The organism is Arthrobacter parietis, assembly GCF_039530425.1.
Taxonomy (GTDB): Bacteria; Actinomycetota; Actinomycetes; order Actinomycetales; family Micrococcaceae; genus Arthrobacter_D; species Arthrobacter_D parietis.
In genome coordinates this window covers 271,737-298,583 of record NZ_BAAAON010000001.1, presented here as the reverse complement: position 1 = coordinate 298,583, position 26,847 = coordinate 271,737, and the positions used below count along the sequence as shown (strand labels likewise).

General features: G+C 64.4%; 29 protein-coding genes and 1 tRNA gene. 13 read left to right on the top strand and 17 right to left on the bottom strand.

Going from position 1 to position 26,847, the window contains the following annotated elements:
* Positions 1–12: 12 nt before the first annotated feature.
* On the bottom strand, positions 13–945 hold the full coding sequence (locus tag ABFX19_RS01410; protein WP_346027214.1) for a carbohydrate ABC transporter permease: 933 nt from the start codon (positions 943–945) through the stop codon (positions 13–15).
* A 255-nt stretch (positions 946–1,200) separates the two neighbouring features.
* Between ABFX19_RS01410 and ABFX19_RS01405 the strand changes: the two genes are divergently transcribed.
* Positions 1,201–1,848, top strand: a complete 648-nt coding sequence (locus ABFX19_RS01405; protein WP_346027213.1) for a TetR/AcrR family transcriptional regulator — start codon at positions 1,201–1,203, stop codon at positions 1,846–1,848.
* A 57-nt stretch (positions 1,849–1,905) separates the two neighbouring features.
* Here ABFX19_RS01405 and asd read toward each other — a convergent pair whose 3' ends face one another.
* The 10 genes from asd to ABFX19_RS01355 form a co-directional block, all read right to left on the bottom strand.
* The gene (gene asd / locus ABFX19_RS01400) at positions 1,906–3,057 is read right to left on the bottom strand and encodes an aspartate-semialdehyde dehydrogenase (RefSeq protein ID WP_346027212.1); all 1,152 of its coding nucleotides are present in this window, start codon (positions 3,055–3,057) and stop codon (positions 1,906–1,908) included.
* Positions 3,058–3,134: 77 nt separating this feature from the next.
* Positions 3,135–3,542: a hypothetical protein gene (locus tag ABFX19_RS01395; protein ID WP_346027211.1), complete on the bottom strand. Its 408-nt coding sequence runs from the start codon at positions 3,540–3,542 to the stop codon at positions 3,135–3,137.
* 4 nt (positions 3,543–3,546) lie between these two features.
* Positions 3,547–4,200 carry a hypothetical protein gene (locus tag ABFX19_RS01390; RefSeq protein WP_346027210.1) on the bottom strand — a complete coding sequence of 218 codons (654 nt, stop codon included), beginning with the start codon at positions 4,198–4,200 and terminating at the stop codon, positions 3,547–3,549.
* A 27-nt stretch (positions 4,201–4,227) separates the two neighbouring features.
* Positions 4,228–5,178 (bottom strand): hypothetical protein, encoded by a 951-nt coding sequence (locus ABFX19_RS01385; protein ID WP_277358697.1) that lies wholly within the window; start codon positions 5,176–5,178, stop codon positions 4,228–4,230.
* Between the two features lie 48 nt (positions 5,179–5,226).
* The gene (locus tag ABFX19_RS01380; protein WP_346027209.1) at positions 5,227–5,826 is read right to left on the bottom strand and encodes a dihydrofolate reductase; all 600 of its coding nucleotides are present in this window, start codon (positions 5,824–5,826) and stop codon (positions 5,227–5,229) included.
* On the bottom strand, positions 5,823–6,632 hold the full coding sequence (locus ABFX19_RS01375; RefSeq protein WP_277358695.1) for a thymidylate synthase: 810 nt from the start codon (positions 6,630–6,632) through the stop codon (positions 5,823–5,825). Before ABFX19_RS01375 ends, ABFX19_RS01380 begins: the two co-directional genes overlap by 4 nt.
* A gap of 37 nt (positions 6,633–6,669) precedes the next feature.
* Entirely contained in the window at positions 6,670–7,635 is a 966-nt protein-coding gene (locus ABFX19_RS01370; RefSeq protein ID WP_346027208.1) for an NUDIX hydrolase, read from the bottom strand.
* Positions 7,635–9,860, bottom strand: a complete 2,226-nt coding sequence (locus tag ABFX19_RS01365; RefSeq protein ID WP_277358693.1) for an RNA degradosome polyphosphate kinase — start codon at positions 9,858–9,860, stop codon at positions 7,635–7,637. The genes ABFX19_RS01370 and ABFX19_RS01365 overlap by 1 nt, the downstream gene beginning before the upstream one ends.
* 72 nt (positions 9,861–9,932) lie before the next feature.
* On the bottom strand, positions 9,933–10,925 hold the full coding sequence (gene mshD, locus ABFX19_RS01360) for a mycothiol synthase (RefSeq protein WP_056543922.1): 993 nt from the start codon (positions 10,923–10,925) through the stop codon (positions 9,933–9,935).
* A gap of 214 nt (positions 10,926–11,139) precedes the next feature.
* Positions 11,140–11,844, bottom strand: coding sequence for a winged helix-turn-helix transcriptional regulator (locus ABFX19_RS01355; protein WP_056543925.1), 705 nt, complete (start codon positions 11,842–11,844; stop codon positions 11,140–11,142).
* A 259-nt stretch (positions 11,845–12,103) separates the two neighbouring features.
* On the opposite strand from ABFX19_RS01355, the gene ABFX19_RS01350 reads away from it, so the two are divergent.
* The 4 genes from ABFX19_RS01350 (at position 12,104) to ABFX19_RS01335 (ending at position 15,200) form a co-directional block, all read left to right on the top strand.
* Positions 12,104–12,841, top strand: a complete 738-nt coding sequence (locus tag ABFX19_RS01350) for a hypothetical protein (RefSeq protein ID WP_346028017.1) — start codon at positions 12,104–12,106, stop codon at positions 12,839–12,841.
* Positions 12,842–13,034: 193 nt separating this feature from the next.
* Positions 13,035–13,634 carry a heme-binding beta-barrel domain-containing protein gene (locus tag ABFX19_RS01345; RefSeq protein ID WP_346027207.1) on the top strand — a complete coding sequence of 200 codons (600 nt, stop codon included), beginning with the start codon at positions 13,035–13,037 and terminating at the stop codon, positions 13,632–13,634.
* 82 nt (positions 13,635–13,716) lie between these two features.
* The gene (gene ygfZ, locus ABFX19_RS01340) at positions 13,717–14,802 is read left to right on the top strand and encodes a CAF17-like 4Fe-4S cluster assembly/insertion protein YgfZ (RefSeq protein WP_346027206.1); all 1,086 of its coding nucleotides are present in this window, start codon (positions 13,717–13,719) and stop codon (positions 14,800–14,802) included.
* Positions 14,799–15,200: an ankyrin repeat domain-containing protein gene (locus ABFX19_RS01335; RefSeq protein ID WP_346027205.1), complete on the top strand. Its 402-nt coding sequence runs from the start codon at positions 14,799–14,801 to the stop codon at positions 15,198–15,200. The genes ygfZ and ABFX19_RS01335 overlap by 4 nt, the downstream gene beginning before the upstream one ends.
* Here the strand turns inward: ABFX19_RS01335 and ABFX19_RS01330 are convergent.
* The 5 genes from ABFX19_RS01330 to ABFX19_RS01310 form a co-directional block, all read right to left on the bottom strand.
* Positions 15,197–15,937: a GNAT family N-acetyltransferase gene (locus tag ABFX19_RS01330; RefSeq protein ID WP_346027204.1), complete on the bottom strand. Its 741-nt coding sequence runs from the start codon at positions 15,935–15,937 to the stop codon at positions 15,197–15,199. The two genes, ABFX19_RS01335 and ABFX19_RS01330, sit on opposite strands and share 4 nt — an antisense overlap.
* A 42-nt stretch (positions 15,938–15,979) precedes the next feature.
* Positions 15,980–17,005 (bottom strand): 6-phosphofructokinase, encoded by a 1,026-nt coding sequence (locus ABFX19_RS01325; RefSeq protein ID WP_277359843.1) that lies wholly within the window; start codon positions 17,003–17,005, stop codon positions 15,980–15,982.
* Between the two features lie 132 nt (positions 17,006–17,137).
* On the bottom strand, positions 17,138–17,380 hold the full coding sequence (locus tag ABFX19_RS01320) for a PspC domain-containing protein (RefSeq protein WP_277359844.1): 243 nt from the start codon (positions 17,378–17,380) through the stop codon (positions 17,138–17,140).
* Between the two features lie 62 nt (positions 17,381–17,442).
* A complete protein-coding gene (locus ABFX19_RS01315; protein ID WP_346027203.1) occupies positions 17,443–17,676 on the bottom strand; it encodes a hypothetical protein in 234 nt (77 codons plus the stop codon).
* On the bottom strand, positions 17,673–19,052 hold the full coding sequence (locus tag ABFX19_RS01310) for a PspC domain-containing protein (RefSeq protein ID WP_346027202.1): 1,380 nt from the start codon (positions 19,050–19,052) through the stop codon (positions 17,673–17,675). The genes ABFX19_RS01315 and ABFX19_RS01310 overlap by 4 nt, the downstream gene beginning before the upstream one ends.
* A 124-nt stretch (positions 19,053–19,176) precedes the next feature.
* Between ABFX19_RS01310 and ABFX19_RS01305 the strand changes: the two genes are divergently transcribed.
* Together ABFX19_RS01305 and ABFX19_RS01300 are read left to right on the top strand one after the other, a co-directional pair.
* Complete coding sequence (locus ABFX19_RS01305) at positions 19,177–20,421, top strand: ATP-binding protein (protein ID WP_346027201.1); 1,245 nt, start codon at positions 19,177–19,179, stop codon at positions 20,419–20,421.
* Positions 20,414–21,064, top strand: coding sequence for a LuxR C-terminal-related transcriptional regulator (locus tag ABFX19_RS01300; protein WP_346027200.1), 651 nt, complete (start codon positions 20,414–20,416; stop codon positions 21,062–21,064). The genes ABFX19_RS01305 and ABFX19_RS01300 overlap by 8 nt, the downstream gene beginning before the upstream one ends.
* 153 nt (positions 21,065–21,217) lie before the next feature.
* On the opposite strand, the gene ABFX19_RS01295 is transcribed toward ABFX19_RS01300, so the two are convergent.
* Complete coding sequence (locus ABFX19_RS01295; protein ID WP_346027199.1) at positions 21,218–22,450, bottom strand: pyridoxal phosphate-dependent aminotransferase; 1,233 nt, start codon at positions 22,448–22,450, stop codon at positions 21,218–21,220.
* Between the two features lie 273 nt (positions 22,451–22,723).
* Here ABFX19_RS01295 and ABFX19_RS01290 point away from each other — a divergent pair.
* The 6 genes from ABFX19_RS01290 (at position 22,724) to ABFX19_RS01265 (ending at position 26,662) form a co-directional block, all read left to right on the top strand.
* Positions 22,724–22,796, top strand: a tRNA-Trp gene (locus ABFX19_RS01290).
* Between the two features lie 105 nt (positions 22,797–22,901).
* Positions 22,902–23,159, top strand: a complete 258-nt coding sequence (secE, locus tag ABFX19_RS01285) for a preprotein translocase subunit SecE (RefSeq protein ID WP_235563106.1) — start codon at positions 22,902–22,904, stop codon at positions 23,157–23,159.
* 59 nt (positions 23,160–23,218) lie between these two features.
* Entirely contained in the window at positions 23,219–24,067 is an 849-nt protein-coding gene (nusG, locus tag ABFX19_RS01280) for a transcription termination/antitermination protein NusG (RefSeq protein ID WP_346027198.1), read from the top strand.
* 119 nt (positions 24,068–24,186) lie between these two features.
* Positions 24,187–24,615, top strand: a complete 429-nt coding sequence (gene rplK, locus ABFX19_RS01275; RefSeq protein WP_056543970.1) for a 50S ribosomal protein L11 — start codon at positions 24,187–24,189, stop codon at positions 24,613–24,615.
* Between the two features lie 113 nt (positions 24,616–24,728).
* Complete coding sequence (rplA, locus tag ABFX19_RS01270) at positions 24,729–25,436, top strand: 50S ribosomal protein L1 (protein ID WP_056543973.1); 708 nt, start codon at positions 24,729–24,731, stop codon at positions 25,434–25,436.
* A 128-nt stretch (positions 25,437–25,564) separates the two neighbouring features.
* Positions 25,565–26,662, top strand: a complete 1,098-nt coding sequence (locus ABFX19_RS01265; RefSeq protein WP_277359148.1) for a GNAT family N-acetyltransferase — start codon at positions 25,565–25,567, stop codon at positions 26,660–26,662.
* Positions 26,663–26,847 lie beyond the last annotated feature (185 nt).

The following is a 26,847-nucleotide window of genomic DNA, read 5'->3' as shown; positions in this document are numbered from 1 at the left end:
CGGTTGGCGCGCTCATTGGGATACCTTCCGTTGGGTTGCCTTCAGGAAGACAAAGGAGAGGATGAACGTGGCCAGTGCCAGAACGACGGAAAACGCAGCGGCCAGGTTGTAGTTGGGCACAGAAGCGGTGGTGTAGACCGCGAGGTTCGGTGTGTAGGTGCTGCTGATCGCCGAGCTGAAGCTGCGCAGGGTCTGGGGTTCGGCGAGGAGTTGGAGGGTGCCGATGATGGAGAACACCCCGGTGAGGATGATCGCGGGAGTCACCAGCGGGATCTTGATCCGCCAGGCGATCTGCGCGTTGGAGGCGCCGTCAAGCCGTGCCGCCTCGTAGATTTCCGTGGGAATAGCGAGCAGCGACGCGTAGATGATGAGCATGTTATAGCCCACGTACACCCAGGTGACGATGTTCGCGATGGACCACAAGACCAGGGACCCGTCGAGGAAGTTGATTTCCGAGGTGACCGCGCTGAACGGTGAGAGTGAGGGCGAGTAGAGGAATCCCCACATGATGGCCGCAATGACGCCCGGCACCGCGTAGGGAGCGAAGAATGCCAGCCGGAAGAACTTCTTTCCCTTGAGGAGCGGCGAATCGAGCAGTAGTGCAAACAGCAGCGCCATGCCCAACATGATCGGCACCTGTACGACGCCGAAGAGCAGCACCCTGCCGACCGAGGCCCAGAACGCCTGGTCCTGGAAGACGAGCGCGTACTGGCTGAATCCGCCGAAGACCTGCTGCGGCGCCCCGAACGTGCCCTCACGTTCCACCACCAGGAGCGACTGGATGACCGCGAAGATGATCGGTGCCGCGTAGAAGAGGAGAAAGAGCACTGCGAAGGGTGCAACGAAGACGGCTACCGCCTTACGTGTGCTGCGTCCCTTCTGCGCCGTTCTCGGCGATCGCCCCGCCGAGCGCGGCTGGGTATGGGCCTGATTCAGGGTAGCCATCAGGAGGCCTCCTTGCCTGTTGAATGGGTGCCTATAGCGCCGAGCGTGCCTATGGGAACGGCGACGACGTTGCGCAACTTCAATCCGAGCACCAGCTTCGACCCGGGGTGCCGAGTGATAGGTGGTACGCGTTCTCGCCTCAGAGTTCGTCTCGCAACCGCGAGGGCGTAGTCAAGAGTTCAGGATGTCGATATGACGAGGATAACATGAAAAACGAGTAGTTACTCTATATTTAAGCCACCTAGACTTGGCTCCATGCAAACCAAGTCAACTGCCCGGGGAGGCACACGCGGACCTTACGCGAAAACTGCCGCGCGCCAGCGTGAAATCCTGGAGGCTGCGGTAGCCGTGTTCGGGTCCAAGGGCTACAGCGCCGGGAGCATCCAGGAGGTTGCCGACCGGGCTGGAATCGCACAGACGACACTGCTGCATCATTTTCCAACCAAGGCGCAGCTTCTTGTGGCTGTCCTTGAGTACCGTGACGAAATCAGTCCTGACACCCCGGGGACGCGCGAGCATTTCACCGAGGTCGTCGTTCAGCAAGCGAAGAATAACGAAGGCGTTCCCCATCTGATCGAGCTCTACTCGGTGCTGTGTGGAGAAGCGACCACCGAGGACCACCCCGCCCGGGAGTACTTCGTGAAGCGCTTTGAGCGCCTCAGAGGGGAGTACAGCAACGAACTGCGTTATCTAGCCAGCATCGGACGACTGCGGCCCGGCATTGACCCGGGCATCGCCGGACCCACGATTGTTGCCCTGTGGGACGGCATTCAAACCCAGTGGCTTCTCAATCCGGAGGACGTTGATGTCCCGCAAACACTCAAGGCCTATCTTGATCTGATCATCATTAGTCCCGAAACTGGGTCGGCACAGCAACCCATGGCAGACAGCAGCGGGTCGTGAAAGTATTTACGCCGGCAGACCGGAGCAGCCGGGTTAGACCCCGGTAGGGAAGCAGCCCTAGAGATTGCCGGTTGCGATCAGGAGCGCGCGGCGAAGCGGCTCGGCAGCACCCCACAGGAGCTGGTCTCCCACGGTGAACGCGCTGATGTATTCCGGCCCCATTTCGAGCTTGCGGATTCGTCCAACCGGAATCTCCAGGGTTCCGCTGGCAGCTACCGGTGTAAGGCCCCGCAGGGTGGCTTCCTTGGTGTTCGGGACCACGGTTGCCCACTCGTTGTCCTGGTCGATCAGTGTTTCGATCTCACTCACGGACAGGTCTTCGGTGAGTTTCAGCGTGAGTGCCTGCGAGTGGGAGCGCATGGCGCCGATCCGTACGCACAGTCCGTCGAAGGGGATCCGGGCTCCGTCGGTGTCCTTGCCGAGGATCTTGTTGGTTTCCGCGCCGGCCTTCCACTCTTCCTTGGACTGCCCGTTGCCGAGGTCCGCGTCGATCCAGGGGATCACCGATCCGGCAAGCGGCACCCCGAACTGGGAGGCGTCCATGGCCGGATTCTTCTGCTGGGTCAGCACTGCGCGGTCGATGTCGAGAATTGCTGACGCCGGGTCTGCCAGATTCTGGGCGACTGCGCCGTGGATGGACCCGAATTGGTTCAGCAGCTCGCGCATATGCCGGGCTCCGCCGCCCGAGGCTGCCTGATAAGTCATGGAGGTTCCCCACTCAACCAGGCCGTTTCTGAACAGCCCGCCGAGGCCCATCAGCATGCAGGAGACCGTGCAGTTGCCGCCGATGAAGTCGCGGACACCGCGGGCGAGCCCGGCATCGATCACGTCCCGGTTCACCGGGTCCAGCACAATGATGGAGCTCTCCTCCATGCGCAGCGTGGAGGCGGCGTCGATCCACAGGCCGTCCCACCCGGCGTCGCGCAATTTGGGGTACACCTCTGAGGTGTACCCGCCGCCCTGGGCGGAAACGATGATGGGCAGCTTTGCCAGGGCCTCGACGTCATAGGCATTCTGCAGCGGACCGGCGCCCTCGGCGAACGACGGAGCCGCGCCACCGGCATTGGACGTGGAGAAAAAGACCGGGTTGATGAGACGGAAATCGCCCTCATCCTGCATGCGCTGCATCAGGACGGAGCCGACCATCCCACGCCAGCCGACCAGACCGACGGAGGGCACGGACGAGGAGGGGTGCGCTGCGGTTGTCATGCATCCAGTTTAGGCGAGGATGCCAAACCCACGCCGGTCGGTTACGTCACAGCCGTAGGGCGACGACGCCGCGCGGCTCAGTAGGCGGGCCGCGGCAGCCCGCGCGCCTCGCGCAGCTTGTGTGCGCGCCACTCCCGCACGAGGTTTCTGACGGCGAAGATCTCGAGTATCACCAGGAGAGCCGGAATAACAAGGAATCCGAGCATCCCTGAATCGCCCTCAACCAGAAGGTTCCGCAGGGGAAGGTAGACAAAGATGCCAATGATGACCGCAATAGCGAGAACATAGACAAGATGCCCCCAGCGCGTGTTGATGCGCGGACCCAACCCGAGACGCCCCACACCGTACTCATCGCGGGTATAGCTGACGAGTTCACCGTTGATCCCGCGCGTCAGCACTCGATTCTCACCGGTCCGCGCCACCTGATCCTCGTGTGCGGCCCTTGTTACGGCATCCCGGCGTTCCCGCTCGGCGTTGTAGACCAATGCTTCAGTCCTGTCGTAGTGCGCGTAATTGGGCCAGCACATCGCTGTCGGACAGGCCCCGCTTTGATTCAACGGAATCCGCGCCCGGCAGTCGGCGTCCAACAGTCCAGGCGCCCTCTCCCACCTTGATCAGCAACTCACCGGCCTCAGGGGTCTCCCGGTTCTTCACCAGTGCACCGCCGTCCGGATGTTCAGCACAGTGAGACTGCACGATGAAAAGGTTTGCTTCAGCGCTGGTGATGTCAGGCCGCTTGGCCATCGCAAACCAGGTGAGATGGCTGCGCGGCTGCATCAGGATCTCGTACTCCGCCGATTCGATGGAGATCACGCTGTCCGAGTAATTGGGCGCAACGAGGCTGATCTCGATCCGGCGCTGCGCCGTGGTGAGCGCACGGGTCACTGCGGCGACAGGGCCGCCGACCGAGAGCACGCCGTCGTCGTCGGGGAAAGCCAGCCCGCGTGCCACAAGGGAGGAGCCGCCCGCCGCAACCATGCGGGTGTCACCGACTTCATCGCTCACCCGCAAGGCTGCGGCACTCGCCGTTGCGGCTGCGCCCGGAGCGAGGCTCAGCAGAGCTGCCACCTCGGCGAACCCGAACCCGATGGCGTCGGGATACGGGCTGTCGGCCTGCTCAGGCTTCGACACGGTCTCGGTCATCGTGCTGCTCCTCGTGCGATTGAAGTCCTAGAAACCAAAGAAATCACCGACGGCTTCGGCGCCGTCGGAAAGGGCGCCGCCCACATCCTCAGCGGTATCGGCGATTGCCCCGCCCACAGCATTGACGGCGTCGTGCACCACCGGAACGTTGTCATAGATGGCAAGGGCTCCACTGGCCACCATGGCGACTGTGCCTACTGGTGGGGGAAGGAAGGAGGCGACCCCGAGAACCGTTTTGGCACCGGAGTAAAGTGCATCGCCCGTGTCCCCGTTATTCAGGTGGTTGATCGTGTCGTACAGGTCCAGCCCGGTGCCGACGACGCCGAGCCCCTTGCCCAGCACATCGAATGCAGCGAAGGCTCGGGAGCCTTCAGTCAGGTTCAGCGCCGTATGCCAGTTCCCGTCGAAGAGGTCGCCGGAGGTGTTGAAGAAGCCGCTGAGCATGTTCGAGTTGCGCAGCGCAGTCCAGGCGGCAGGGTCGCCGAAGCCGCTCCGCAGAGCCGGCGTCAGCATCGCGCCGATGTCGAAGAGCCCGGCGCGCATGTTCGGGAACGCCTTGATGAGCTGGTACATATCCCAGCCGTCACGAAACGGCGAATCGGGACCGAGTAACCAGTCCGGACCCGGCACGTTACCGTCTTCTCCGGGGATGGGCATACGTTCCGATCCGCCCGCCGGTGTCATGCCCGGCCCGCCAGCCCCATCAGCGTCTGAACTTGTGCGCTCCTGGTCCGCGGCCTGCTCCAGCAGTTCGGACTTGGCGCGGTCGAGGCTCGTGGAGGCGGAGAGGATCTGCACCCGCAGCACGGTATTCCACCGCTGGCGGGTCTGATCCGCGTCAGTGCCCTTCCAGAACCCGGGATTGTTGACCACCGCGGAGACGCTGGCGGAGATGTCGAGCAGGGACTGTGCCCCTGCACTGCAGTGTTGCGCCAGCGAGCGCAGCTGATCCGGGTTTGCCCCCAGCGTCCCAGTCATTTTTCCCCGTGCCTCTTACCTTGCCTGATCTTCGTCCCGCTACTGAGACTACCCAGCGGGGCGGGTATCCCGCGATGGGGAGGGCTGCCCACCTTGCTCCGCCCGGGCCCACAGGCTAATCCGGAACCGGGTTCCGTTCTGCGCGGTGGTCCAGCCCTCGGACGGCTCAACTCCGGCGAGATTCCAGGAATTCGCGAGTGCAGGAGCGTAGGTGTCACCCTCCTCCGCTGAGTCGATCACCGTGACATAAGCGGCGTTCGCGTGCTGGGCCGCTTCCGCATACACCTGACCGCCGCCGATGATCCAGATCTCGTCGGCACCCTCACTGCGCTGGGCCTCGCTGACGGCCTCTTCTAGCGAGCCGACGACGACGGCGCCCCGGTATTCTGCCGGGTCCGGATCCTGTCTACTCACCACAATGTTGGTGCGGCCGGGTAATGGGCGGTACTTCTCCGGGAAGGACTCCCATGTGCGCCGTCCCATGATGACGGGATGCCCCTGCGTGGTGCGCCGGAAGTGTGCCAGATCCTCGGGCAGGTGCCACGGCATGGTGCCGTCCCGGCCGATGACGCCGTCCACTGTCTGTGCCCAGATCATCCCTACAACAGGGCTGCCGACCAGCGCAGCGGCGCTCAGGGACTCGCTCATACGGCGATCGGCGCCTTGATGGTCGGGTGGTGCTGGTAGTTCTCCACCGTGAAATCCTCAAGCTCATAGTCGAAGATGCTCTCGGGCTTCCGGTTCAGGCGCAGTGCGGGGTAGGGGTAGGGCTCGCGGGAGAGCTGTTCGGCAACCTGCTCAACATGGCTGTCATAGATGTGGACATCGCCGCCGGTCCAGACGAACTCGCCGGGCTCAAGGCCCACCTGCTGCGCCACCATGAGGGTGAGCAGCGCGTAGGACGCAATGTTGAACGGTACCCCGAGGAAGGTGTCCGCGGAGCGCTGGTAGAGCTGGCAGGAAAGCTTGCCGTCCGCCACGTAGAACTGGAAGAAGGCGTGGCAGGGAGGCAGTGCCATGCTCTCGATATCCGCAACGTTCCAGGCCGAGACGATGTGCCGCCGGGAGTCAGGGTTGGTCTTCAACCCATCGATGAGGCGTTCAATCTGGTCGATGTGGCCACCATCGGGCGTGGGCCACGAACGCCACTGGACGCCGTAGACGGGGCCAAGTTCGCCGTCCTCATCAGCCCATTCGTTCCAGATCCGCACCCCGCGTTCCTGAAGCCAGGACACGTTGGAGTCGCCGCGAAGGAACCAGAGCAACTCCAGGGCCACTGACTTGAAGTGCACCCGCTTCGTGGTGATGAGCGGGAAGGACTCCGCGAGGTCGAACCTCAGCTGCCGCCCGAAAACGCTGCGCGTTCCGGTGCCGGTCCGGTCCGATTTCGGGGTCCCGTTAGCCAGGACGTCGCGGAGCAGGTCTTCGTAGGGTGTGGGAACCGGAGTAGTCACGGCATTTAGTCTAAGACCGGATCCCACACGGCCGGAATCAGTCGTCGTAGGCACGGAACTGCTCGACGGAGACAACCTTGCCAGCCTTCCTGCAATTGACCTGGCAGATGATCGCCTCACCGGGAGCCAGGTACGGATCCGACGCCGGCAGCAGCTCGCCCAGCTGGGACGGCATGTGCCCACGGAGTACGTCGAACAGCAGCGGCAGCACCGGGCGGTGGCTGCACACAGCCACCGGAACGCGCCGGTCGAACAGCTTCTCAACGGTGTTGCTGGCCCGTCCAGGCTTGCGGGCGGCGTCGCGTTCCGTAATGGCGTCCACGAGTTTCAGTTTCGCGTCGGAACGCTTCACATACGGCATGATCGTCTGCACGCAGCGGTCCCACGGGCTGCTGACGATGCGCTCGGGGGACCAGGCCTCCAGCAGTCGGCTGACGGCCTGTGCCTGCCGCCGCCCGGACGCGGCCAGCGGTCGCTCGCCCTCCGCGCGGGTCCACGAGGACCGCGGCTTGGCCTTCGCATGGCGGACGATGATCAGCGGCCAGGTGGCCAGACGGTCCTCAGCAAACGCTTCTACCAGAGCGTTCAGCGGCTCTCTGTCCGAGGGGTTGCTGAGCAGCTCGGCGGCGCGTTCGGGAGAGCACCACAGGAAGTCGTCCACCTCCTTGCCATCCGGTTGGGGGGCGGCGGTGTCAACTTTCGCTGCCCAGTAATGCACCACCTTCAGCCCGGACGCCACCGGGTACTCGATGGTCGGCAAAGGGATGCCGAGCTGCACCGTAATGCCGATTTCCTCACGGACCTCGCGTACGGCGCACTCGGGTGTGGTCTCACCCGCGTCGATCTTGCCCTTCGGCCAGGACCAATCGTCATAGCGGGGACGATGGATGAGAAGGACTTCCAGCGCACCCGAGCGCCTGCGCCAGCACAGTGCACCGGCAGCGACGACGGCGGCGCCCTTCTTGCTCTGCCTGCTCTCTACCGCTGTGTCCGGCTGCGTCATCACTGGCGGGCGGGCCGCAGACGGCTGCGGGAACGGGAGGCCAATAACCACGACTGCACGTCGCTCAGGGGATTGCCGTCGTCGTCCTTGTGGTGCCGGATCCACTCTCCGTCGCTGTCCAGGTGCCAGCTCGCCGTGCCGCTGTCGAGGTAGCGGTCCATCAGTGACAGCAGGTAGGTGATGTGTTCGGGTGAGGACAGCTGGACCAGCGCCTCGACCCGGCGGTCGAGGTTGCGGTGCATCATGTCAGCTGAACCAATGAATACCGCCGGATCTCCTGCGTTCGCGAATGCGAAGACACGTGAGTGCTCCAGGAACCTGCCGAGAACAGACCGGACGGTGATGTTGTCGCTGAGGCCCGGAACGCCGGGACGTATCGAGCAGATGCCGCGCACTATCACGTCCACCCGAACTCCGGCCTGCGAGGCCCGGTACAGGGAGTCGATCAGTGACTCGTCAACGATCGAGTTCACCTTGATGATGACGCGGGCTTCGAGGCCGGCCTGACTGTTGGCGATTTCCTGCTCGATGCGTTCAATCAGGCCGGAGCGGACCGAGCGCGGCGCTACGAGAAGCCGTTTGAAGGTCGACTTCGGGGCGTAGCCGGAGAGCTGGTTGAACAGCCGTGAGAGGTCCTCGCCCACCTGGTGGTTGGCGGTGAGCAGCCCGAGGTCCTCGTAGTAGCGGGCAGTGCGCGGGTGATAGTTGCCGGTGCCGATGTGGCAGTAGCGGCGGAGTCCGTCGATTTCCTGGCGTACCACGAGGGAGAGCTTGCAGTGGGTTTTCAGGCCCACAATGCCGTACACGACATGCACGCCTGCCTGTTCCAGCTTCCGCGCCCAGGAGATGTTCGCCTGCTCGTCGAAGCGGGCCTTGATCTCCACCAGCGCGAGCACCTGCTTGCCCGCCTCAGCAGCATCAATCAGCGCATCGACAATGGGGGAGTCACCGGAGGTCCGGTACAGCGTCTGCTTGATCGCCTGGACCTTCGGGTCCACCGCGGCCTGTTCGAGAAAAGCCTGCACCGAAGTGGAGAAGGAATCATACGGGTGGTGCAGGAGGATGTCCCGGCGCCGCATCGCTGCGAACACGTTTGCGGCCTTCGAGGTTTCACTCTCATTGAGGTCCCGGCTGGTGTGCGCCACGTGCTTCGGATAGTGGAGGTCGCCGCGGTCAATACGGGCGATGACGCTGAGGCCCCTCAGGTCCAGGGGAGCGGGCAGGTCATAGACCTCCGCATCCTCAACACCAAGCTCGCGGGAGAGCAGGGCGCGGATGCTGGGGTTGATGTCCGTGGTGACCTCAAGCCGGACGGGCGGGCCGAACCGACGCCGCAGCAGCTCCTTCTCGAGCGCCTGCAGCAGGTTCTCGGCGTCATCCTCCTCAACCTCGAGGTCTTCATTGCGGGTAACCCGGAAGGTATGGTGCTCGAGGACCTCCATGCCGGGGAACAGCTGGTCCAGATGGACCGCAATGACCTCCTCCAGCGGAATGAAACGGGCAGTCCGGCCTGCCACGTTCCCCGCGCGCGGCCCGTCAACGGAGATCAGCCGCGGCAGCTGGTCGGGTACCTTCACGCGAGCGAAGAGTTCCTTGTCGCTCACCGGATTACGCACGACGACGGCGAGGTTCAGAGAGAGCCCGGAAATGTACGGGAACGGGTGCGCCGGATCGACAGCGAGCGGCGTCAGGATGGGGAAGACCTTCTCGGCGAACAGCTTGTTCAGATCCTGCCGTGCAACTTCATCCAGCTCATCCCACGTGGTGAGGTGGATGTTCTCTCCGGTGAGTGCGGGCCGGATGTGCTCGGCGAAGATGGCGGCATGGCGGCGCTGAAGCGCGAGGCCGTCGGCCATGATCGTCTCGAGCTGCTCAATGGGGCTGAGGCCGGCGGCGGACGGGACGGCCAGCCCGGTGGCGATCCGGCGCTTCAGGCCGGCCACGCGGACCATGAAGAACTCGTCCAGGTTGGAGGCGAAGATGGACAGGAAGTTGACGCGTTCCAGCAGCGCCAGGTCCGGGTCTTCGGCGAGGTCCAGTACTCGGGCGTTGAAGTGCAGCCAGCTCAGCTCGCGGTCCAGGAAGCGGTCGGCGGAAATATCGCCTGACGGCAGCAGGCTCGGGGCGAACTCCGGGATGTCGATGCGGTCCTGGGTGGCCCGGGCGGGAGCTACTTCGGATGATCCGTACCGTGCCGGTACCCGGGCGGCGGTTTCGGCTTCCATAGTGTCTCCTTTGGTGGTTCCGGCGTGGGGCGCTGCCTGCCCTGGCAGGACAGGTGAAGGCCCTGCTCAACCTTACAAGTTGCCGGCTGTATTACCTGGTGCGTACATGACGTCCACGTCCCACCGGGTGAAGCCCAGCGAACGGTACAGCGCGACGGCGGCCGTATTGTCCGCGTCGACGTACAGCATGATGGCCTGCAGCCCGAGCGAGTGCAGGTGTTCAATTCCGGCAATCGTCAAGGCCTTTCCGAGTCCCATGCCCTGCGCAGCGGGAGTCACTCCCACGACGTACACCTCGCCGATGGCAGGGTGTTTGCCGCTGCGGGGGTGCACCTTGGTCCAGTGGAAACCGAGCAGCTCCCCGTCCGACTCCCGGACCGCAAGGATCAAACCCTGTGGATCGAACCAGTCCTCCGCCATCCGCGACTCCAGGTCCTCACGGGTCATGGCGCCCTGTTCAGGATGGTGTGCAAAGGCGGCAGCATTCGCTTCAAGCCAGGCCTGCTCATCCTTGCCCGGTTCGAAGGTGCGCAGGCGCACTCCGTCAGGCACCACGGCGTCGGGCACTGTCGCTTCGAGTGCGGCGCGCGTCTGCCGCATCCGCCACAGTTCACGGACCGGGATGAACCCGGCTTTGCCGGCGAGTTCGACGGCGGCCGCATGATTCCCGTGCGACCACACCCGCAGGTCCGGCAACCGGCGGTCCTGCAGCACGCGCACCAGGCTGCTGCCAACGCCCTGGTTGCGGTAGGTGGGCCGGACCACGAGCTCAAGCACGCCGGGTTGGCTTTCGCCACGTGGAAGGCTGACGACGGCGACGCCGGCCAGCTCCTCACCCGCCTCGCCGATGCCGTTTCCGTCACTGGCATAAGTTGCAAACACCAGCAGGGAATCCGGATGTCCTGAGGAGGTACGCAGGTTGACCAGCGTCTGTTCGGACAGCGGAGGGTTGCCGTCCGCGTCTTCCGCAGCACGGGCGAGGCCGAGGATGTCCTGCAGGACCTCAGCGCGTGGGACACCGCCGATGGTGCGGATGGGCCAGGTGGGTGCGTCAGCTGCAGTCATCTGATTAGCGTAGCCGCGGGCACCACCATTCCGGGAGGATTTTGGCGGCGTCGGGCGGCGTGGGGTAGGCTTTTCAAGCGTTCGAAAGAGTGCAACCGGGGGGATGCGCCAGTGGGGCGCCCTCGATACGTTCGACCCGTATGTCCTCCACAAACACAAAGGCTCCTTCTCCGCAGCGCGGGAGGGAGCCTTTGTTTATGCCTGCCGGCTGACGTTATGCCTGCTGACTGACTGCCGAGTCACCGCTCTGGCGGCTGAGCGTGAACCGGTAGCCGACGTTCCGCACGGTGCCGATCAACTGCTCATGGTCCGGGCCCAGCTTGGCCCGCAGCCTTCGCACGTGCACGTCGACGGTCCGGGTGCCCCCGTAGTAGTCGTAGCCCCACACCTCATGCAGCAGCTGGTCACGGGTGAAAACCCGGCCGGGATGCTGCGCGAGGTACTTCAGGAGCTCGAACTCCTTGTAGGTGAGGTTCATCGGCTCGCCGCCCACCCGCGCGGTATAGCTGGCCTCATCAATGACGACGCCGGAGGCATGGATCTCGCTCGATACCTCCTCGGCCGCGGTATGTGCCCGAGAAATGACAAGGCGCAGCCGCGCCTCTACCTCCGCCGGGCCGGCGGAGTCGAGGACGACGTCATCGGCCAGCCAGTTGGCGGCTACGGCCGCCATGCCGCCTTCGGTGAGAACCAGCATCAGCGGAGCACTGAGCCCTGTGGCGCGCAGCAGCTGCGTCAGTGAGCGGGCGCCCACCAGGTCCTTCCGCGCATCGATGATGACGACGTCGGACGGTTCAGTTTCGAGCAGCGCGGTGGGCTCGGCGGGAAGGATGTGCACCTTGTGGTTGAGGAGCTCGAGCGCCGGGAGGATCTCCACGGAGGAGCCGGGGCTGTTCGTCAGCATCAGGATGTGCGGCATGTGTCCTCCAGGGATTGGGACGCGCATCATCGGGCGGGCGCAGCGGTGACCGCGTGCCGAAAACAGCAGGACGTTCCGGCAGGCCGACAGCGGATTGCAGTCCAGTATACCGGTGTGACCCGGGGCACCCCCGTAACATCGCGTCCGAAACGGCTGATCCCTCGCTACACCGCGGGAATGATCCCGCCGGGAAGGCCACGGACGGATTTGCCGCTTTCGACGCCTCACGCGTGGGTAGTGCAGTATTGCAGGGGTGAGAATGATGATGGCGGCACTGGTTGCGGCGGTAGCACTGATAGCTGTCGTCGGCGCTTCTTACGTGTCGCTGACGGTGAGCGCCGTCGCCGTCGTTGTTCTGATCCTCGTGGCCGCGATCGGGTGGCCGCATCTGCTGGGAGTCCCGGCGCGCAAGAGCCAATCCGCGGCCATCGCGCTGAGCGCCCTTGCGGCCACCGCCGCCGCCTACTTCTCCCCCTCGGGGGCAGCGCTGACCTGGCTCCCGGTTGCTGTGGCCCTCGGTGTCGGGGCAATCTTCCTCATTCAGCTCCTCCGGGGTACCGGCCAGAGTCACCGCCTCGAATCAACGCTCGGCGCGAGTTCCGGCGTGCTGCTCATCGCGCTGGGCGCCGGCTGGGTCGCTGCCGAGAACCTCGGAGTGAACGCGGGCAGCTCCGGTGTCACCCTCGTGACGGGAATCAGCGTCCTGATCGCAATCGCCACGGCCCTGCTGCCCTGGCCTGACCGCATGGTCGGGCCGCTCGGTGTTGTCCTCGCGGCGCTCGCCGGACCACTGTGCGCGCTGATCTTCACGGATGTCGAGGGCCTTGCCGCCGCAATCATCGGCGCGGTGTGCGGCGCCGTCGTCATGGCCGGCCGGCGGCTCGTCATCAGCAGGGAGACGCCGCTCAATCCGGCGGCCGTGCTCGCCGTGGGAGTCGCTCCGATCCTGGGCATCGGCTCGCTCGCCTATTTCCTCGAGCGGCTCCTGCTGAGCTGACGCGCGTGTCTCCCGGAACCGTCCAGAGTGGCGCACCCGGCGGAAACACGGCGTTAGGATGGAAGCATGTCAATTCTTGCGCTGGAAATCTTCTTCATCTCCCTGTTGGTGATCGCGGGCCTCGGCATGGCCGGCTTCGCTGCACTCGTCGTCACGCGCCTGTACAAGGGCCAGAAGTAGCGTTCGCTGATCCATGTCGTTTGAGATACCGACGGACCTGACTCCCGAGCTCGTTCCGCTGTCCTGGCTTCTGGGAACGTGGGAGGGCTCCGGCAGGCTGGGCGAGGGCACCGCTGATTCCGAGCACTTCTTCCAGCGTGCCGTGTTCACCCAGCACGGGCTGCCCTACGTGCAGTACACCGCTGAGAGCTGGCTGACGGATGAAGAGGGCAATACCCTTCGTCCGCTGTCGGTGGAGACCGGCTTCTGGGCGTTGGACCGCAAACTGAACGATGCCGACGTCGGGCCCGGCCTGTCGCCGGCGGACATCGTGCCTGCCCTGAAGAGCGCTGACGAGGTCGAGCAGTTCCGTAATGATGCGGGCGGGTTCGACATCACGGCCACAATCGTCCACCCGGGCGGTATCGCAGAGCTGTACTACGGCAGCATCAAGGGTCCGCAGATCCAGCTCTCCACGGACCTCGTGATGCGCGGCCAGCACTCCAAGGACTATTCGGCGGCCACGCGGCTGTTGGGCCTGGTCAACGGAGATCTGTACTGGCGTTGGGACATCGCGGCAGACGGCAGCTCACTGGAGCCGCATGCCTCCGCGATCCTCAGGAAGTCGTCCTGAGCGGCACTGCGGATTGTATGAGTGCTCCGTTGGAATACCCCTTGCCGGAATACGCTTTGCAGCCTATGACGTTGCCAACGGTATGACTTACTCAAGCCCGCTACTTTCCCTGCCCGGCGCCGTGGCTGCCGGCGCACCCGATGAGGGGGTGGCAGCGCACTACGGTGACCCGCTCAGGGAACAGCGTTCCCTGGCCCGCGGCGAGGCCATTGTTGATCTTTCCCACCGCGGTGTCGTCACCGTCAGCGGCCCTGACCGCCTGACCTGGCTCAACACCCTTTCCTCGCAGCTCCTGCTCGACCTGGCGCCGGGTGAATCGACTGAAACGCTCCTGCTCACCGTGCAGGGCCGGATCGAATACAGCCCCCGCGTGGTCGACGACGGCGCTACCACCTGGCTGCTCACCGAAACCTGGGAAGCCGCTCCACTTGCTGCATGGCTTGACCGCATGAAGTTCATGCTTCGGGTAGAGATTGCGGACGTCACTGGTGACTGGGCCACGCTCGGTTCAGTCCGGCCGGTAGAGCGGTTCGCGGACAACATCACCTGGACGGACGCCTGGCCTCACACCCGCACCGGCGGGTACTCCTACAGTGTCGTCGGCGAGGAATCACACCCGGGTGCGGAGCGGCCCTGGCATGAATACCTGGTTCCCCGCGCGGAACTCGCGCAGTCCGTGGATGAGCTGAACCTGGCCGGTGTCATGGCGTCGGAGGCGCTGCGCATCGCTGCCTGGCGTCCGCGGCTGGGTGTGGAGACGGACGAACGCACCATTCCGCACGAGCTGGACCTCCTGCGGACGGCCGTCCACCTGTCGAAGGGCTGCTACAAGGGCCAGGAGACCGTCGCCCGCGTGCACAATCTGGGGCACCCGCCGCGTCGGCTCGTCTTCCTGCAGTTGGACGGAAGCCAGCACACCCTCCCGGAGCGTGGAAGCGCCGTCGTCGTCGGTGGCCGGACGGTGGGTACGCTCACCTCAGTCGGGCAGCATTATGAGATGGGTGCTGTCGGTCTCGCCGTCATCAAGCGCAGCGTGGACCCTGAGGCTGCCGTAGACGTGGTCGACGGCGAGGAGCACTACGCCGCCGCACAGGAACTGATTGTCGCCACGGATGCCGGCCAGGTTGTCGGCCGTCCCACCGGACTGCTGAAAGGCGGTAGGGGATGACCGAGCGGGAAGCCCCGGATTCTTCGGCTGACGCAGTAATCGCGCTTGCTCACCGACTCCTTGACGCAGCACGTGAGGGTGACGGCGCAACCCTGCGGAAGTATCTCGACGCCGGAGTGCCGGCCACGCTGACCAATGCTGCCGGAGACAGCCTGGTGATGCTCGCGGCCTACAACGGGCACGCGTCGGTCGTCGAGGACCTCCTTGCACGTGGAGCCGACGCAGAGGCCCCCAATGATCGCGGCCAGACTCCGCTGGCCGGTGCGGTCTTCAAGGGCTACGCGGACGTAGCGAAAGCGTTGCTCAGTGCAGGCGCCAGCCCAGACGCCGGAACGCCATCGGCACGCGACGCCGCAGCCATGTTCGGCAGGACGGACATGCTGGAGCTGTTCAGCTAGCCGCGCTGTTCCGCCTCTCCTCGCACAGCGCCGCTTTCCAGCACAACGGAGGTCTGGCTCCCTGCGTGGACAAAGCCTGCCCGGAGCGCTGTACGCTGCGAGGCCACATTGTCCGTGCGGGCACGCCACTGCGGAATGAGTCCGGCAGCCATTGATTCCTCCACGGCAACCGACACTGCATAGGATGCATGACCCCGCCGGCGTTCATCAGGGGCGGTGAGGACGCCGAGGTGGGCAAGGATGCCTTCCCAGATGTCATAGCCGGCGCCGGCGAGCGGGAGCGGCGGTTCGCTGGACTCGTCCACAAGGACGCAGCTGTTCTCCATAGCGCTCAGCCCCACCTCGGCCACATCATCCGGCGGGCAGAGCCGCTCGAGCGCCCGCGCGTGCGCGGGGTCGCTGCTGACCAGGGGCCCGCTGTCCGGGAATGACGGTAGGTTGTCAGAGAAGTACAGGTACGCTTCGCCGAGCCCCCGTCCGCCGTGCGGGCGGCTCATGGACAGCAGCGTTGAATGCCGTGAAAGTTCGACGCCGGTCAGATCCTTTGCTGCGTCCAGCGCCCAGGTGGGGCCGACCAGCGCTTCCTTCCCGAAGAGGGACACGAACATGAGCAGCGGTGCGTTGTTGTCTTCGCGGTAGATGCGGTGGCATGTGCCGGCCATGGCGCCGTCGTCGAATCCCAGCAGCCTGGACCAGGCCAACTGGATGATCGAGATTGTGCCTGGTTCGAGGTTCATGGAACTCCCGTTAGCTGGGAAGGGCAGACGTCCGGCCGGTACTCAGCCGAAGAGGATGGCCGCTTCGTCGTAGCGGTGCTGCGGAACGCATTTGAGGTTGCCGAGCGCGGCATCGAAACCCACGTGTGCGATCTCGGTGCCGTTGAGCGAGACCATGGTGCCCCACAGCCCGTCGATGACCGAGTCGACGGCAGCCATACCGAGACGCGTGGCCAGCACCCGGTCAAAGGCGGAAGGGACGCCGCCCCGCTGGATGTGCCCGAGTACCGTGGCGCGGGTTTCAATGCCCGTTCGGGCCTCGATCTCGGGAGCCAGCTGGTCCGCGATACCGCCCAGGCGCGGCCTGCCGAAGGTGTCCAGCCCGCGCTCGGAGTGCGGCTGCTCCATGTGTGCGGGGACAAAGCCTTCGGCGACGACCACCAGCGGCGCGCGGCCGCGGTCCCTGGCATCGGTGACCCACTCGCAGACCTGTTCGATGGAGGTTTGCTGTTCGGGGATGAGGATGGCGTGTGCACCGGATGCCATGCCGGCGTGTAGGGCAATCCAGCCAACGTGGCGGCCCATCACTTCGGCGACCATGCAGCGTGAGTGTGATTCACCCGTGGTCCGGAGCCGATCGATGGCTTCGGTGGCAATCTGCACGGCTGTGTCGAAGCCGAAGGTGTAGTCGGTGGCGTCGAGGTCGTTATCGACAGTCTTCGGGACGCCGACAATCTTCAGCCCGGCGTCCGTGAGGCGCTTGGCCGCTGCCAGGGTGCCTTCGCCGCCAATGGCGATCATCGCGTCGATGCCGAGCCGGTCAAGGGTGGCCTTGATCGCGTCAGGGCCACCCTTGCCGTCGAACGGGTTGGTGCGCGAGGTCCCCAGAATGGTGCCGCCCTGCTTGGAGATGCCCCGGACCGCATGCCGCGGAAGGTCGATGATGTCGCCTTCCACTACGCCCCGCCAGCCGTCACGGAACCCCACGAACTCGAGGTTGTCGGTCTTGATGCCCTTCAGGACAGCTCCGCGGATTACCGCGTTGAGCCCGGGGCAATCGCCTCCGCTGGTGAGGATTCCGATCTTCATCTAAGGCGTTTTCCAATCAATGGTGGACTTGGGTGATCTGGTCAGGCGCCTCCTTGAGCCACGTATGATTCTAGACACACTGAACCGCCGCGGGGGTTTGTGAAGGCCCCGTGGCGGTTCCGGAACGTACAGTCAGCGATTCGAAACGAGCTTTTCCAGCGCAATCGTGCCGTCGGTCTTGGGCAGCAGCAGCCAGAGCACTACGTACACCGGCAGGCCGATCACGGGCAGCAGGAAGCTGAGCAGGATGCCGATCCGCACCAGTCCCACGGACCAGCCGAACCTGAGGGCGATCCCGGAAGCGATGCCGCCGAACCAGCCGCCCGGCGCGCGTTTGATGGGGGAGGAGCGGAGGGCGTTGAAGAAGGAGTTCATTAGTCCATGCTTTCGTAGTGGAAGGGGAATGTCACGGGCAGTAGGGGATTGGCTGATACCGCTCAGTTGCGGCGGTTCATTGAAAGGATGCCGCCGATGATCAGGGCCACGCCGGTGCCGACGAGGAGCACCATAGCCACGAGTACCGGGTCAAGCACCAGGCCTGTCAGTTCACCGGCCAGCACGAGGATGCCAATCACAATGGCGAGGACGCCCCAGATGATGGTCCCGGCGCGGGGCCGTGCGTCGTCGTCATGCTTGTTGGGGTTTTGCTTGCTGGGATAGAGGGTGCTCATCGTTCCTGCCTGCTTTCGGTGTCCAGGAGTGCGGTTTCGGTGGTGGCGACGGTGATGTGGCTGACCACACCGCGCATGTCGAGAATGATGCGCGGGCCGTCTGCGTCCTCGTTCAGGTGCAGGGTCCGCGGCTGCCAGATTCCACCGACGCTGGTGGTTTCACCGGCACTCACCACCTCGGTTGAGCTCAGCGCCAGCCGCGACCGCACATCAACTGGAACGCCTTCCGGAACCAGGATCCCGACGTTCCCGGCCGCTGCGTTGACGGGGATGATGACGTCCTCAGTGATGTCCGCGAGTCCGGTCAGGTCCACGCGGCCCTGGCCGACGACGACGGTGTACCCCTCGGATGCCGGGCTTGCGGCCGTCATGGACCATCTGCCCTGATCGGCGAGGACCCAGTTGCCCGTCACGGGCGACGCTGACGAAAGAACGGTGGCCGCAATCCCGACCGCGGCCAGGAAACCGAGTCCGCCGGACGTGCGTCCGCGGATTCCCAGCAGGACAATTCCAAGCCCCAGAACGACGACGCCGGTCGCCAGTGCCACAGCGATGACGCTGCCGCCGAGCGCCAGTACGCCGACATAGTCAAGGACCAGCACGAGTGCTGCGAGGAGGAGCGCGCCGCCGAGGAAGATGGCGACGTCGGCTCCCGTGGGGCGCGGTGCCGACGGTTTAGCGACGGCCTTGACCGGAGGGCGGGTCGGACCGATGAATGGTCGGGTGGGAGGAGGAGCCGTCGAATAGACGTCAGTGGGCGCGGTACCGGTAGCGCTGCCGGTCCCCGCTCCATCGTTCCTGTTCCTGTTCCGGTTGGCGTTGGAGATCCAATAGACAATGAACACCGCAACCCCGATCCAGAACAGGCTCCAGATGAACCCGCCGAATCCGCCGGTATTGCCGAAGAACGGCGCGTTCGGGCGCCACAGCCCGAGGAGGGAAACAATCAGGGCACCGGTCATCCCGGACGTCCAGCTGCCGCGTGCAGCGGATTCCGCGTGGATGCGACCGTCGGGTTCCGGCAGGAGTGCCCACGCAAGCCCATAGGCGAGCAGCCCGATTCCGCCGAAGATTGCGAGCACCACAAAAAGTCCGCGGACCAGGACCACGTCCAGCCCGGTTCGGGCGGAAATGCCGGTTGCGACTCCGCCGATCCAGCGGTCCTGCCCACGGGTCACCCGCAGGCTCCGGACCCAGCCGAAGAAGCCGGCACCGGAGCCGGCGCGTGGAGTGCTGGAAGCGGCGCCCGGGGAACCACCGGGTGTTGCACCCGGCTGGCCGCCGTCATGTGCGTGGGGGTTTCCGCTGCCTGCAGCGGATTCCGGAGCGCTGTCAGCGTCCCGGGGCGAGGAGGAAGGGCCATCATGCGAGTTCATATCTTCATCCTTGTCCTCCGCCGGCCTTCCAACCATCGGGGCTGACCCTGAACCACCCCTGAGCTACGGCGGTATTCCCCTGAGAACGGGTAACGGCGAGCCCTGAGCGTGCTTGGATTGACTCATGAGACCCCCGCTGCTCCGCTCCGATGATGCCCTCATCGCGGGCGTCTGCGGCGGCCTGGCAGCACACCTCGGAGTCTCGTTGCGGGTCGCCCGCATCTCCATGGTGGCGCTTTCCCTGGTGGGCGGTGCCGGCGTCGTTCTCTATGGCTGGCTGTGGCTGCTGGTTCCCACCACTGAAGAACGACGGCGGGGCGTAGCGACGCCCGCCGGCCTGCGGCTGGGCGCGCCCGTCCTCGCAGGACCGGGATCCAAACCGCCGCGGTCATTCGGTGCTGCGGGCAGCAGGGAGGTGATGATCGGCGTCGGGCTCCTCGTGGTCGCGGCCGCATTCGTGGCCCAGCAGCTCGGGGTGACCGTCCAGTGGGGCTGGCTGGTACCGGTCGGCGCGGTGGCCCTTGGCGCCGTTCTCGCGTGGTCCCAGCTCGACGAAACCCGCCGCGCCCGGCTGATGGATAACGCGGGGGCCACCCGGGCTGAAGGTGTGGCACGGCTGGCTGCGGGCCTGGTACTGGTGATGGTCGGCCTGTTGATTCTTGTGTCCGGCTCGCTGTCCTGGGAGTTCACCTGGCCGGTGCTGCTGGCCACGGCAGCGGTGCTCGGCGGTGTAGGGCTGGTACTGGCGCCGTGGGGCCTGAAGTTCTGGAAGGACCTTGAGGCTGAGCGGTCGGCGCGTGTCCGTGAAACCCAGCGCGCGGAAATCGCGGCCCACCTCCATGACTCCGTGCTGCAGACGCTGGCACTGATCCAGAACCGTGCAGCCTCCGAGCAGGATGTCATCCGGCTCGCGCGGGCACAGGAACGGGAACTGCGTCGGTGGCTCTACGCAGATACGGCGGAGCGGACCGGGAACCTCGCGGATCGCGTCAAGGCGGTTGCAGCGGAGGTGGAAGAGGAATACGGGCATCCCGTCGACGTCGTCTCCGTGGGAGAGGCACCCATGACTCCGCGCCAGGATGCCTTGGTGCAGGCAACCCGCGAGGCCATCCTCAATGCAGCCAAGCATGCGGGCGGCGCTGTCTCCGTCTATCTTGAGGCCGGGACTGCTGTCTCGCAGGTGTTTGTCCGCGACCGCGGTGCCGGTTTTGATCCGGAAGCGGTTCCGGCCGATCGGTTGGGCATCCGTGAGTCGGTCATCAACCGCATGCAGCGCCACGGAGGTACCGCGCGGATCCGAAGCTCGGAAGCGGGAACGGAAGTTCAACTGACCATGCCCGAAGAGGAAGCAGGAGCTCCGCATGACTGAGCTGATCACCGTCGTCGTTGTTGATGACCACGCCATTTTCCGGTCCGGTGTGAAGGCGGATCTCGACGGCCGTGTCCGGGTTGTCGGCGAGGCAGCCACGGTGGAGGAGGCCATCGCGGTCATCCTGGAACAGCAGCCGCAGGTAGTCCTCCTCGATGTCCATCTGCCGGGAGGCAAAGGCGGGGGAGGCGCTGAGGTGATCGCAGGATGCGGTGACGTCCGCCAGACCACGCGGTTCCTGGCGCTCAGCGTGTCCGATTCCGCCGAAGACGTAGTCACCGTCATCCGGGCAGGCGCCCGCGGATATGTCACCAAGACCATCACGGGCGCTGACATCTCCAACGCGGTGCTGCGCGTGGCGTCAGGCGATGCAGTGTTCTCGCCGCGGCTCGCCGGCTTTGTGCTCGATGCGTTCGGCACCGCAGCGGTAGCGGCCGCCGAGAGTGAACTCGACCGGCTGTCCGCCCGGGAACTCGAAGTGATGCGGCTGATCGCCCGCGGTTACAGCTACAAGGAGGTCGCGAAGGAGTTGTTCATTTCCATCAAGACAGTCGAGACCCACGTGTCAGCGGTGCTGCGGAAGCTGCAGCTCTCATCCCGGCACGAGCTCACCCGCTGGGCGGCGGAGCGCCGGCTGCTCTAGCGTCCCTGGTCTTCGCGGGGTGCGTTATGCGACGGCCACCGCGGGCCCTGCCCGCTCCGCGATGCCCAACCACTCCGGGGCATCGCGGTGGCCGCCGGATGAAGCGCAGGTCACCAGGGCCCGCGGCGGCCGCCGCAGCGCCAAGCGCGCAAGTCAGCGCGCTGAACCGAGGAACTCCTGGAGGCGGCCGACGCCGGTCGCGAGGTCTTCGTCGCCAAGCGCGTAGGAAAGTCGAAGATATCCGCTCGGTCCAAAAGCTTCACCGGGAACCACCGCTACCTCGACGGTGTCGAGGATCAGGGCAGCCAGTTCCGCCGACGTCGCCGGCCGTGCACCGGCAAGCTCCCTGCCGAGGAGTTCGCGGACATCCGCATACGCGTAAAACGCGCCGTGCGGTGTGGGGCACTGGATACCGTCAATCTCGTTCAGCCCGGAAACCATGGCACGACGACGGCGGTCGAAGGACTTCTTCATCTCCTCCACCGCGGTCAGTGGTCCGGACACAGCTGCGAGAGCCGCCATCTGTGACACATTGGCCACGTTCGACGTTGCGTGTGACTGCAGGTTGGTTGCTGCCTTCACCACGTCCTTCGGGCCGATCATCCAACCTACGCGCCAGCCCGTCATTGCATAGGTCTTGGCCACGCCGTTCAGGATCACCACGCGGTCGCCCAGCGAGGGTGCGGCTGTCGCAATCGAGGTGAACGGGACGTCGTCGTAGGTGAGGTGTTCGTAGATCTCGTCCGTGACTACCCACAGGCCGTGACCGGCCGCCCACTCACCGATTTCGCGAACCTGTTCCGGGGAGTACACCGAGCCGGTGGGGTTGGAGGGGGAAACGAAGAGCAGGATCTTGGTGCGCGGCGTCCGTGCGGCCTCGAGTTGGTCGATGGATACCAGGTAGGACTGCTCCGGGCCGGCAAAAACCTCGACCGGGACTCCTCCGGCCAGCCGGATGGCCTCCGGGTAGGTGGTCCAGTACGGGGTCGGGACCAGCACCTCGTCGCCCGGATCCAGCAGCGTGGCGAACGACTCGTAGACTGCCTGTTTGCCGCCGTTGGTCACCAGAACCTGGGCCGGGTCCACCTCATAGCCGGAATCACGCATGGTCTTCTCGGCAACAGCCCGCTTGAGTTCCGGCAGCCCTCCTGCGGGGGAGTAGCGGTGGAACCGGGGCTGACGAGCGGCGTCGACTGCGGCATCCACGATGTAATCCGGTGTGGGGAAGTCCGGCTCGCCGGCGCCGAAGCCTATTACAGGCCGTCCTGCCGCCTTCAGCGCTTTGGCCTTGGCGTCGACGGCCAGCGTCGCTGACTCTGCGATCGCGCCGATTCGCTGGGACACGCGTCCGTTGGAGTGCTGGGACAGGGCATCAGCGGCAGTCATGGTCTTCCCGTCAGTTGAGGTGGGTTGGTCTTGGAGATGAGGTCAGGCTCGGGTGTAAGCCTTGTCTCAGCTTAGGGCTTACCCGCTGAACACAGCCTGTCGCGACGCACTGGATGACGGGGCAGGAGGCGTTCGAGCGCGCGTGGTTCGTCCGGTTCGACGTTGGGTCCGTGATTGCGTAGACTAGTTCCTCGGTGTTGAAGTCGCCATGATGGTCCGTGCCTGCGCAGCGGTATTGCTGAGGGTAGGGGCAGCAGCGAATCTTCACTCCAAAGGGTAGTGGCGCAATTGGTAGCGCAGCGGTCTCCAAAACCGCAGGTTGCAGGTTCGAGTCCTGTCTGCCCTGCGCATCACCGTCATGGACAGCATGCGGCAGTGCGGCGTTGAACGCTCTATGAGTGATGGGTCAGTGCGGCCAGCTCAGGTACCTACAGGATTGGTGAGGTTGAAGGTGACCGATACGGCTGAAAGCAGCTCCAAGGGAAACCCCGCCGGCAAGGAGAGTCCGAAGCGTGGATTCTTCGGTCGGATCATCCTGTTTGTACGTCAGGTCATCGCCGAACTGCGCAAGGTGGTTGTCCCCACCCGCAAGGAACTGATCCGGTTCACTATCACCGTCCTGGTGTTCGTGATCATCATGATGCTCATCGTCACCGGTTTGGACTTGTTGTTCGGCGCCGGTGCGGTGTGGGTCTTCGGCGGCAGCTAGTTTCTGCCCTCAAGAGGCAGTATCGAGCAAGCACAGCAATCCAGAAAGCAGGCAGCTAGGTGTCCGAGCAAGAACTCGAACGACAGATCACAACCGACGAGGAAGATCTGGGTACCGAGGATCAGGTAACAGCAGCAGGTGCGGAAGACGCCCCTGCTGATACCGCTGCGCCCGCGGACAGTGACGACGCCGCTGCTAGCGATGACTCCGCTCCCAGCGATGACTCCTCTGCCAGTGATGACGCCGCTACCAGCGAAGAAACCTCGGTTGAGGCGGACTCTGCTGAGGAGGCTCCGGAACCCGAAGTGGACCCGGTTGCCGAGTTCAAGTCGAAGCTTCGTCGCCAGGACGGCGACTGGTACGTGATCCACTCCTACGCCGGTTATGAGAACCGCGTAAAGGCGAACCTGGAAACCCGTATCCAGACCCTGGACATGGAGGATTTCATTTTCGAGATCCAGGTGCCCATGGAAGAAGTCGTGGAGATCAAAAACACCACGCGCAAGATCGTGAACCGCGTCCGTATCCCGGGCTACGTGCTGGTACGCATGGACCTCACGGATGAGTCGTGGGGCGCGGTTCGGCACACCCCCGGCGTCACAGGGTTCGTCGGTAACGCGCATGATCCCGTGCCGTTGAGCCTCAATGAGGTTTTCTCGATGCTGGAGCACACCATCGTGAAGAGTGGCGGCGAGGCAGGTAAGCCGGCGCGAGCACAGGTCACACCAGCCATGGTCAACTTCGAGGTCGGCGAGTCCGTCACCGTCAACGAGGGTCCCTTCGAGACTCTTCCGGCCACCATCTCCGAGATCAAGCCGGAATCCCAGCAGCTCGTTGTGCTGGTTTCCATCTTCGAGCGCGAGACCCCGGTTACCCTCTCGTTCAACCAGGTAACCAAGATCCAGTAAGTTTCGTCTTCGACGGGTCCGCTTTGACCCGTCAGGACGGCCGGCCGCCACGCCATGGCGGTCACCATCCCCGGGACGCTCCTGTCCCGAGGAACGAAATGTAAGAAAAGGACCCTTTCATGGCCCCCAAGAAGAAGGTCACCGGCCTCATCAAGCTGCAGATCAACGCAGGCGCCGCCAACCCGGCTCCTCCGATCGGTCCGGCACTTGGCCAGCACGGTGTCAACATCATGGAGTTCTGCAAGGCGTACAACGCCGCAACAGAATCCCAGCGCGGGAACGTTATTCCCGTTGAAATCACGGTGTACGAGGATCGCTCGTTCACCTTCGTCACCAAGACCCCGCCGGCCGCCGAGCTGATCAAGAAGGCAGCAGGCGTGCAGAAGGGTTCGGCTACGCCGCACACCGTCAAGGTTGCCAAGCTGAGCCGGGCGCAGGTTGAGGAAATCGCCACCATGAAGATGGAAGACCTCAACGCCAATGATGTCCAGGCAGCAGCCAAGATCATCGCCGGTACCGCCCGGTCGATGGGCATCTCCGTCGACTAACATCGACAACCACTGATAGATCAAAGAATGACACCGTGCCATACGGGCACAGGATGTCTGTGGCAGGGCCCAGCGCGGTCCGTAGACCACAACTGCATAAGGAGAAAGAGCAGATGGCAAAGCGCAGCAAAGCATATGAGGCAGCTGCCGCCAAGATCGACGCGAACAAGCAGTACGCGCCGGTAGAGGCAGTAGCCCTGGCGAAGGAAACCAATCCTTCATCATTCGACGCAACGGTAGAGGTGGCTTTCCGCCTCGGCGTTGATCCCCGTAAGGCAGACCAGATGGTGCGCGGCACCGTTAACCTGCCTCACGGCACCGGCAAGACCAAGCGCGTCCTGGTCTTCGCAACAGGTGACAAGGCTGAGGCGGCAATTGCTGCCGGAGCCGATTTCGTCGGGTCAGACGACATGATCGAGAAGGTAGCCGGCGGTTGGGTCGATTTCGACGCAGCAGTTGCCACCCCTGACCTCATGGGCAAGGTTGGCCGCCTCGGTAAGGTGTTGGGTCCCCGTAACCTCATGCCCAACCCGAAGACCGGTACCGTCACCCCCGACGTCACCAAGGCTGTCACCGACATCAAGGGTGGAAAGATCGACTTCCGCGTCGACAAGCACTCCAATCTCCACTTCATCATCGGTAAGGTCTCCTTCGACGAGCGCAAGCTGGCCGAGAATTACGCGATTGCGCTGGAAGAAGTGCTCCGCCTGAAGCCGTCAGCTTCCAAGGGCCGCTACATCCAGAAGGCAACGGTCACCACCACCTTCGGACCGAGCATCTCGGTTGACCCGAACGTCACCAAGGTCCTGGCAGACGCCTAGGGATTCGATGTGTTGAGGCGGGTGCGGCTATTGCTGCACCCGCCTTTTTCGTGCGTGTTCCCAGCGGGGAGCCATTGCAGTCAAGAAAGTGATTGACATTCCCCAATCACAAAGCGAGAATTCTCACCATGACCATTACCGACGTGAGTGTTCGGCCGTACGTGCTGCCGGAGTCCCTGGATGTACCCGAGGCCCAACCGTTCATTGCCGCCTCGGAGCTCAGCAACCTCATTGAACGTGAGGTGTGGGGCAATGACGATCACTGCCATACGGCACAGACGCGGTTCGAGAGCTCTAAACCGAATCATTACGAGGAGCGGGCCATCTTCCTTGCTTTTGAGGGGGAGCGGGTGGTGGGCAAGGCCGTCGTGGACGTACCGCTCACGGACAATCTTCAAACCTGCTACGCGTTCGTCATCGTCCATCCTGAGCGTCGCAGGCTGGGCTTCGGCTCAGCCCTCTACGCCGCTGTCGAGGACCATGCGCAGCGGCGCGGTCGCTCCACGATCATGGGGTGGACGGACCACCGGGCCGGTTTCGATCCGGCCAGGGTACTCACTCCGGCAACAGGGGCAGGCGCCTTCCCGTCGACGTCGCTCGCTGCCTGTTTCGCCACCGCACGCGGATTCTCCCTCGCGCAGGTGGACCGGTGCAGCGTGCTTCCGGTGAATTGGAACTCCTGCCGGCTCACAGCGCTTACCGCTGATGCCGCCAAAATCGCAGGTCCGGATTATGCCGTAGTGGACTGGGTGGACCGCTGCCCCGATGAGCTCCTCGAGGAGTACGCACACTTGCGGAAGACCATGAGCACCGACGTCCCGATGGGGGAACTGGACTGGGAAGAAGAGGTGTGGGATGGAGGTCGCGTGCGTGAGAATGAGGGCCGCCTTGAACGTGAGGGCGGCAGCAGTCTCGTTCGGGCCGTTCTACATAGGCCGAGCGGACACCTGGTCGGTCATACCATCCTCGAAAGGCGCGCGGAGAAGCCTGGAACGGCGTATCAGGAGGACACCCTGGTGGTTTCCGCCCACCGCGGTCACCGGCTGGGGATGTGGCTCAAGGCGGCGAACCTGCTTGCCGTTCCCGACGTCTGGCCGGAAACGCGGCAGGTCTACACGTGGAATGCCGAGGAGAACCGGCACATGCTTGACGTCAATATTGAGCTTGGATTCACACCTGAGGGATATACCGCCGCCTGGCAGAAGAAGCTGGAGTCCGCGGGATAAAGGGGTAGGGCGGCCAATTTGGCCGCTCCGCCCCTGTCCCGTAAGGTTGAAGTACCAAAGACCGTCGGTCGATGAACACCTGCCTGAATTCGTTCAGCTTCTTGTGTGCATCTGAAAGTTCCCGTAAGGGCGGCCAGCGCAGGTGAACGAAGCTAAACCTTCCGGAGAGTAACAAGCTCTGAGTG

Bases quoted from the DNA above. Each gene is read 5' to 3' on its own strand.
- ABFX19_RS01410 (WP_346027214.1), bottom strand. From the start codon at position 945: ATGGCTACCCTGAATCAGGCCCATACCCAGCCGCGCTCGGCGGGGCGA.
- ABFX19_RS01405 (WP_346027213.1), top strand. From the start codon at position 1,201: ATGCAAACCAAGTCAACTGCCCGGGGAGGCACACGCGGACCTTACGCG.
- asd (WP_346027212.1), bottom strand. From the start codon at position 3,057: ATGACAACCGCAGCGCACCCCTCCTCGTCCGTGCCCTCCGTCGGTCTG.
- ABFX19_RS01390 (WP_346027210.1), bottom strand. From the start codon at position 4,200: ATGACCGAGACCGTGTCGAAGCCTGAGCAGGCCGACAGCCCGTATCCC.
- ABFX19_RS01385 (WP_277358697.1), bottom strand. From the start codon at position 5,178: ATGACTGGGACGCTGGGGGCAAACCCGGATCAGCTGCGCTCGCTGGCG.
- ABFX19_RS01380 (WP_346027209.1), bottom strand. From the start codon at position 5,826: ATGAGCGAGTCCCTGAGCGCCGCTGCGCTGGTCGGCAGCCCTGTTGTA.
- ABFX19_RS01370 (WP_346027208.1), bottom strand. From the start codon at position 7,635: ATGACGCAGCCGGACACAGCGGTAGAGAGCAGGCAGAGCAAGAAGGGC.
- ABFX19_RS01365 (WP_277358693.1), bottom strand. From the start codon at position 9,860: ATGGAAGCCGAAACCGCCGCCCGGGTACCGGCACGGTACGGATCATCC.
- mshD (WP_056543922.1), bottom strand. From the start codon at position 10,925: ATGACTGCAGCTGACGCACCCACCTGGCCCATCCGCACCATCGGCGGT.
- ABFX19_RS01355 (WP_056543925.1), bottom strand. From the start codon at position 11,844: ATGCCGCACATCCTGATGCTGACGAACAGCCCCGGCTCCTCCGTGGAG.
- ABFX19_RS01350 (WP_346028017.1), top strand. From the start codon at position 12,104: ATGATGATGGCGGCACTGGTTGCGGCGGTAGCACTGATAGCTGTCGTC.
- ABFX19_RS01345 (WP_346027207.1), top strand. From the start codon at position 13,035: ATGTCGTTTGAGATACCGACGGACCTGACTCCCGAGCTCGTTCCGCTG.
- ygfZ (WP_346027206.1), top strand. From the start codon at position 13,717: ATGACTTACTCAAGCCCGCTACTTTCCCTGCCCGGCGCCGTGGCTGCC.
- ABFX19_RS01335 (WP_346027205.1), top strand. From the start codon at position 14,799: ATGACCGAGCGGGAAGCCCCGGATTCTTCGGCTGACGCAGTAATCGCG.
- ABFX19_RS01330 (WP_346027204.1), bottom strand. From the start codon at position 15,937: ATGAACCTCGAACCAGGCACAATCTCGATCATCCAGTTGGCCTGGTCC.
- ABFX19_RS01325 (WP_277359843.1), bottom strand. From the start codon at position 17,005: ATGAAGATCGGAATCCTCACCAGCGGAGGCGATTGCCCCGGGCTCAAC.
- ABFX19_RS01320 (WP_277359844.1), bottom strand. From the start codon at position 17,380: ATGAACTCCTTCTTCAACGCCCTCCGCTCCTCCCCCATCAAACGCGCG.
- ABFX19_RS01315 (WP_346027203.1), bottom strand. From the start codon at position 17,676: ATGAGCACCCTCTATCCCAGCAAGCAAAACCCCAACAAGCATGACGAC.
- ABFX19_RS01310 (WP_346027202.1), bottom strand. From the start codon at position 19,052: ATGAACTCGCATGATGGCCCTTCCTCCTCGCCCCGGGACGCTGACAGC.
- ABFX19_RS01305 (WP_346027201.1), top strand. From the start codon at position 19,177: ATGAGACCCCCGCTGCTCCGCTCCGATGATGCCCTCATCGCGGGCGTC.
- ABFX19_RS01300 (WP_346027200.1), top strand. From the start codon at position 20,414: ATGACTGAGCTGATCACCGTCGTCGTTGTTGATGACCACGCCATTTTC.
- ABFX19_RS01295 (WP_346027199.1), bottom strand. From the start codon at position 22,450: ATGACTGCCGCTGATGCCCTGTCCCAGCACTCCAACGGACGCGTGTCC.
- rplK (WP_056543970.1), top strand. From the start codon at position 24,187: ATGGCCCCCAAGAAGAAGGTCACCGGCCTCATCAAGCTGCAGATCAAC.
- rplA (WP_056543973.1), top strand. From the start codon at position 24,729: ATGGCAAAGCGCAGCAAAGCATATGAGGCAGCTGCCGCCAAGATCGAC.
- ABFX19_RS01265 (WP_277359148.1), top strand. From the start codon at position 25,565: ATGACCATTACCGACGTGAGTGTTCGGCCGTACGTGCTGCCGGAGTCC.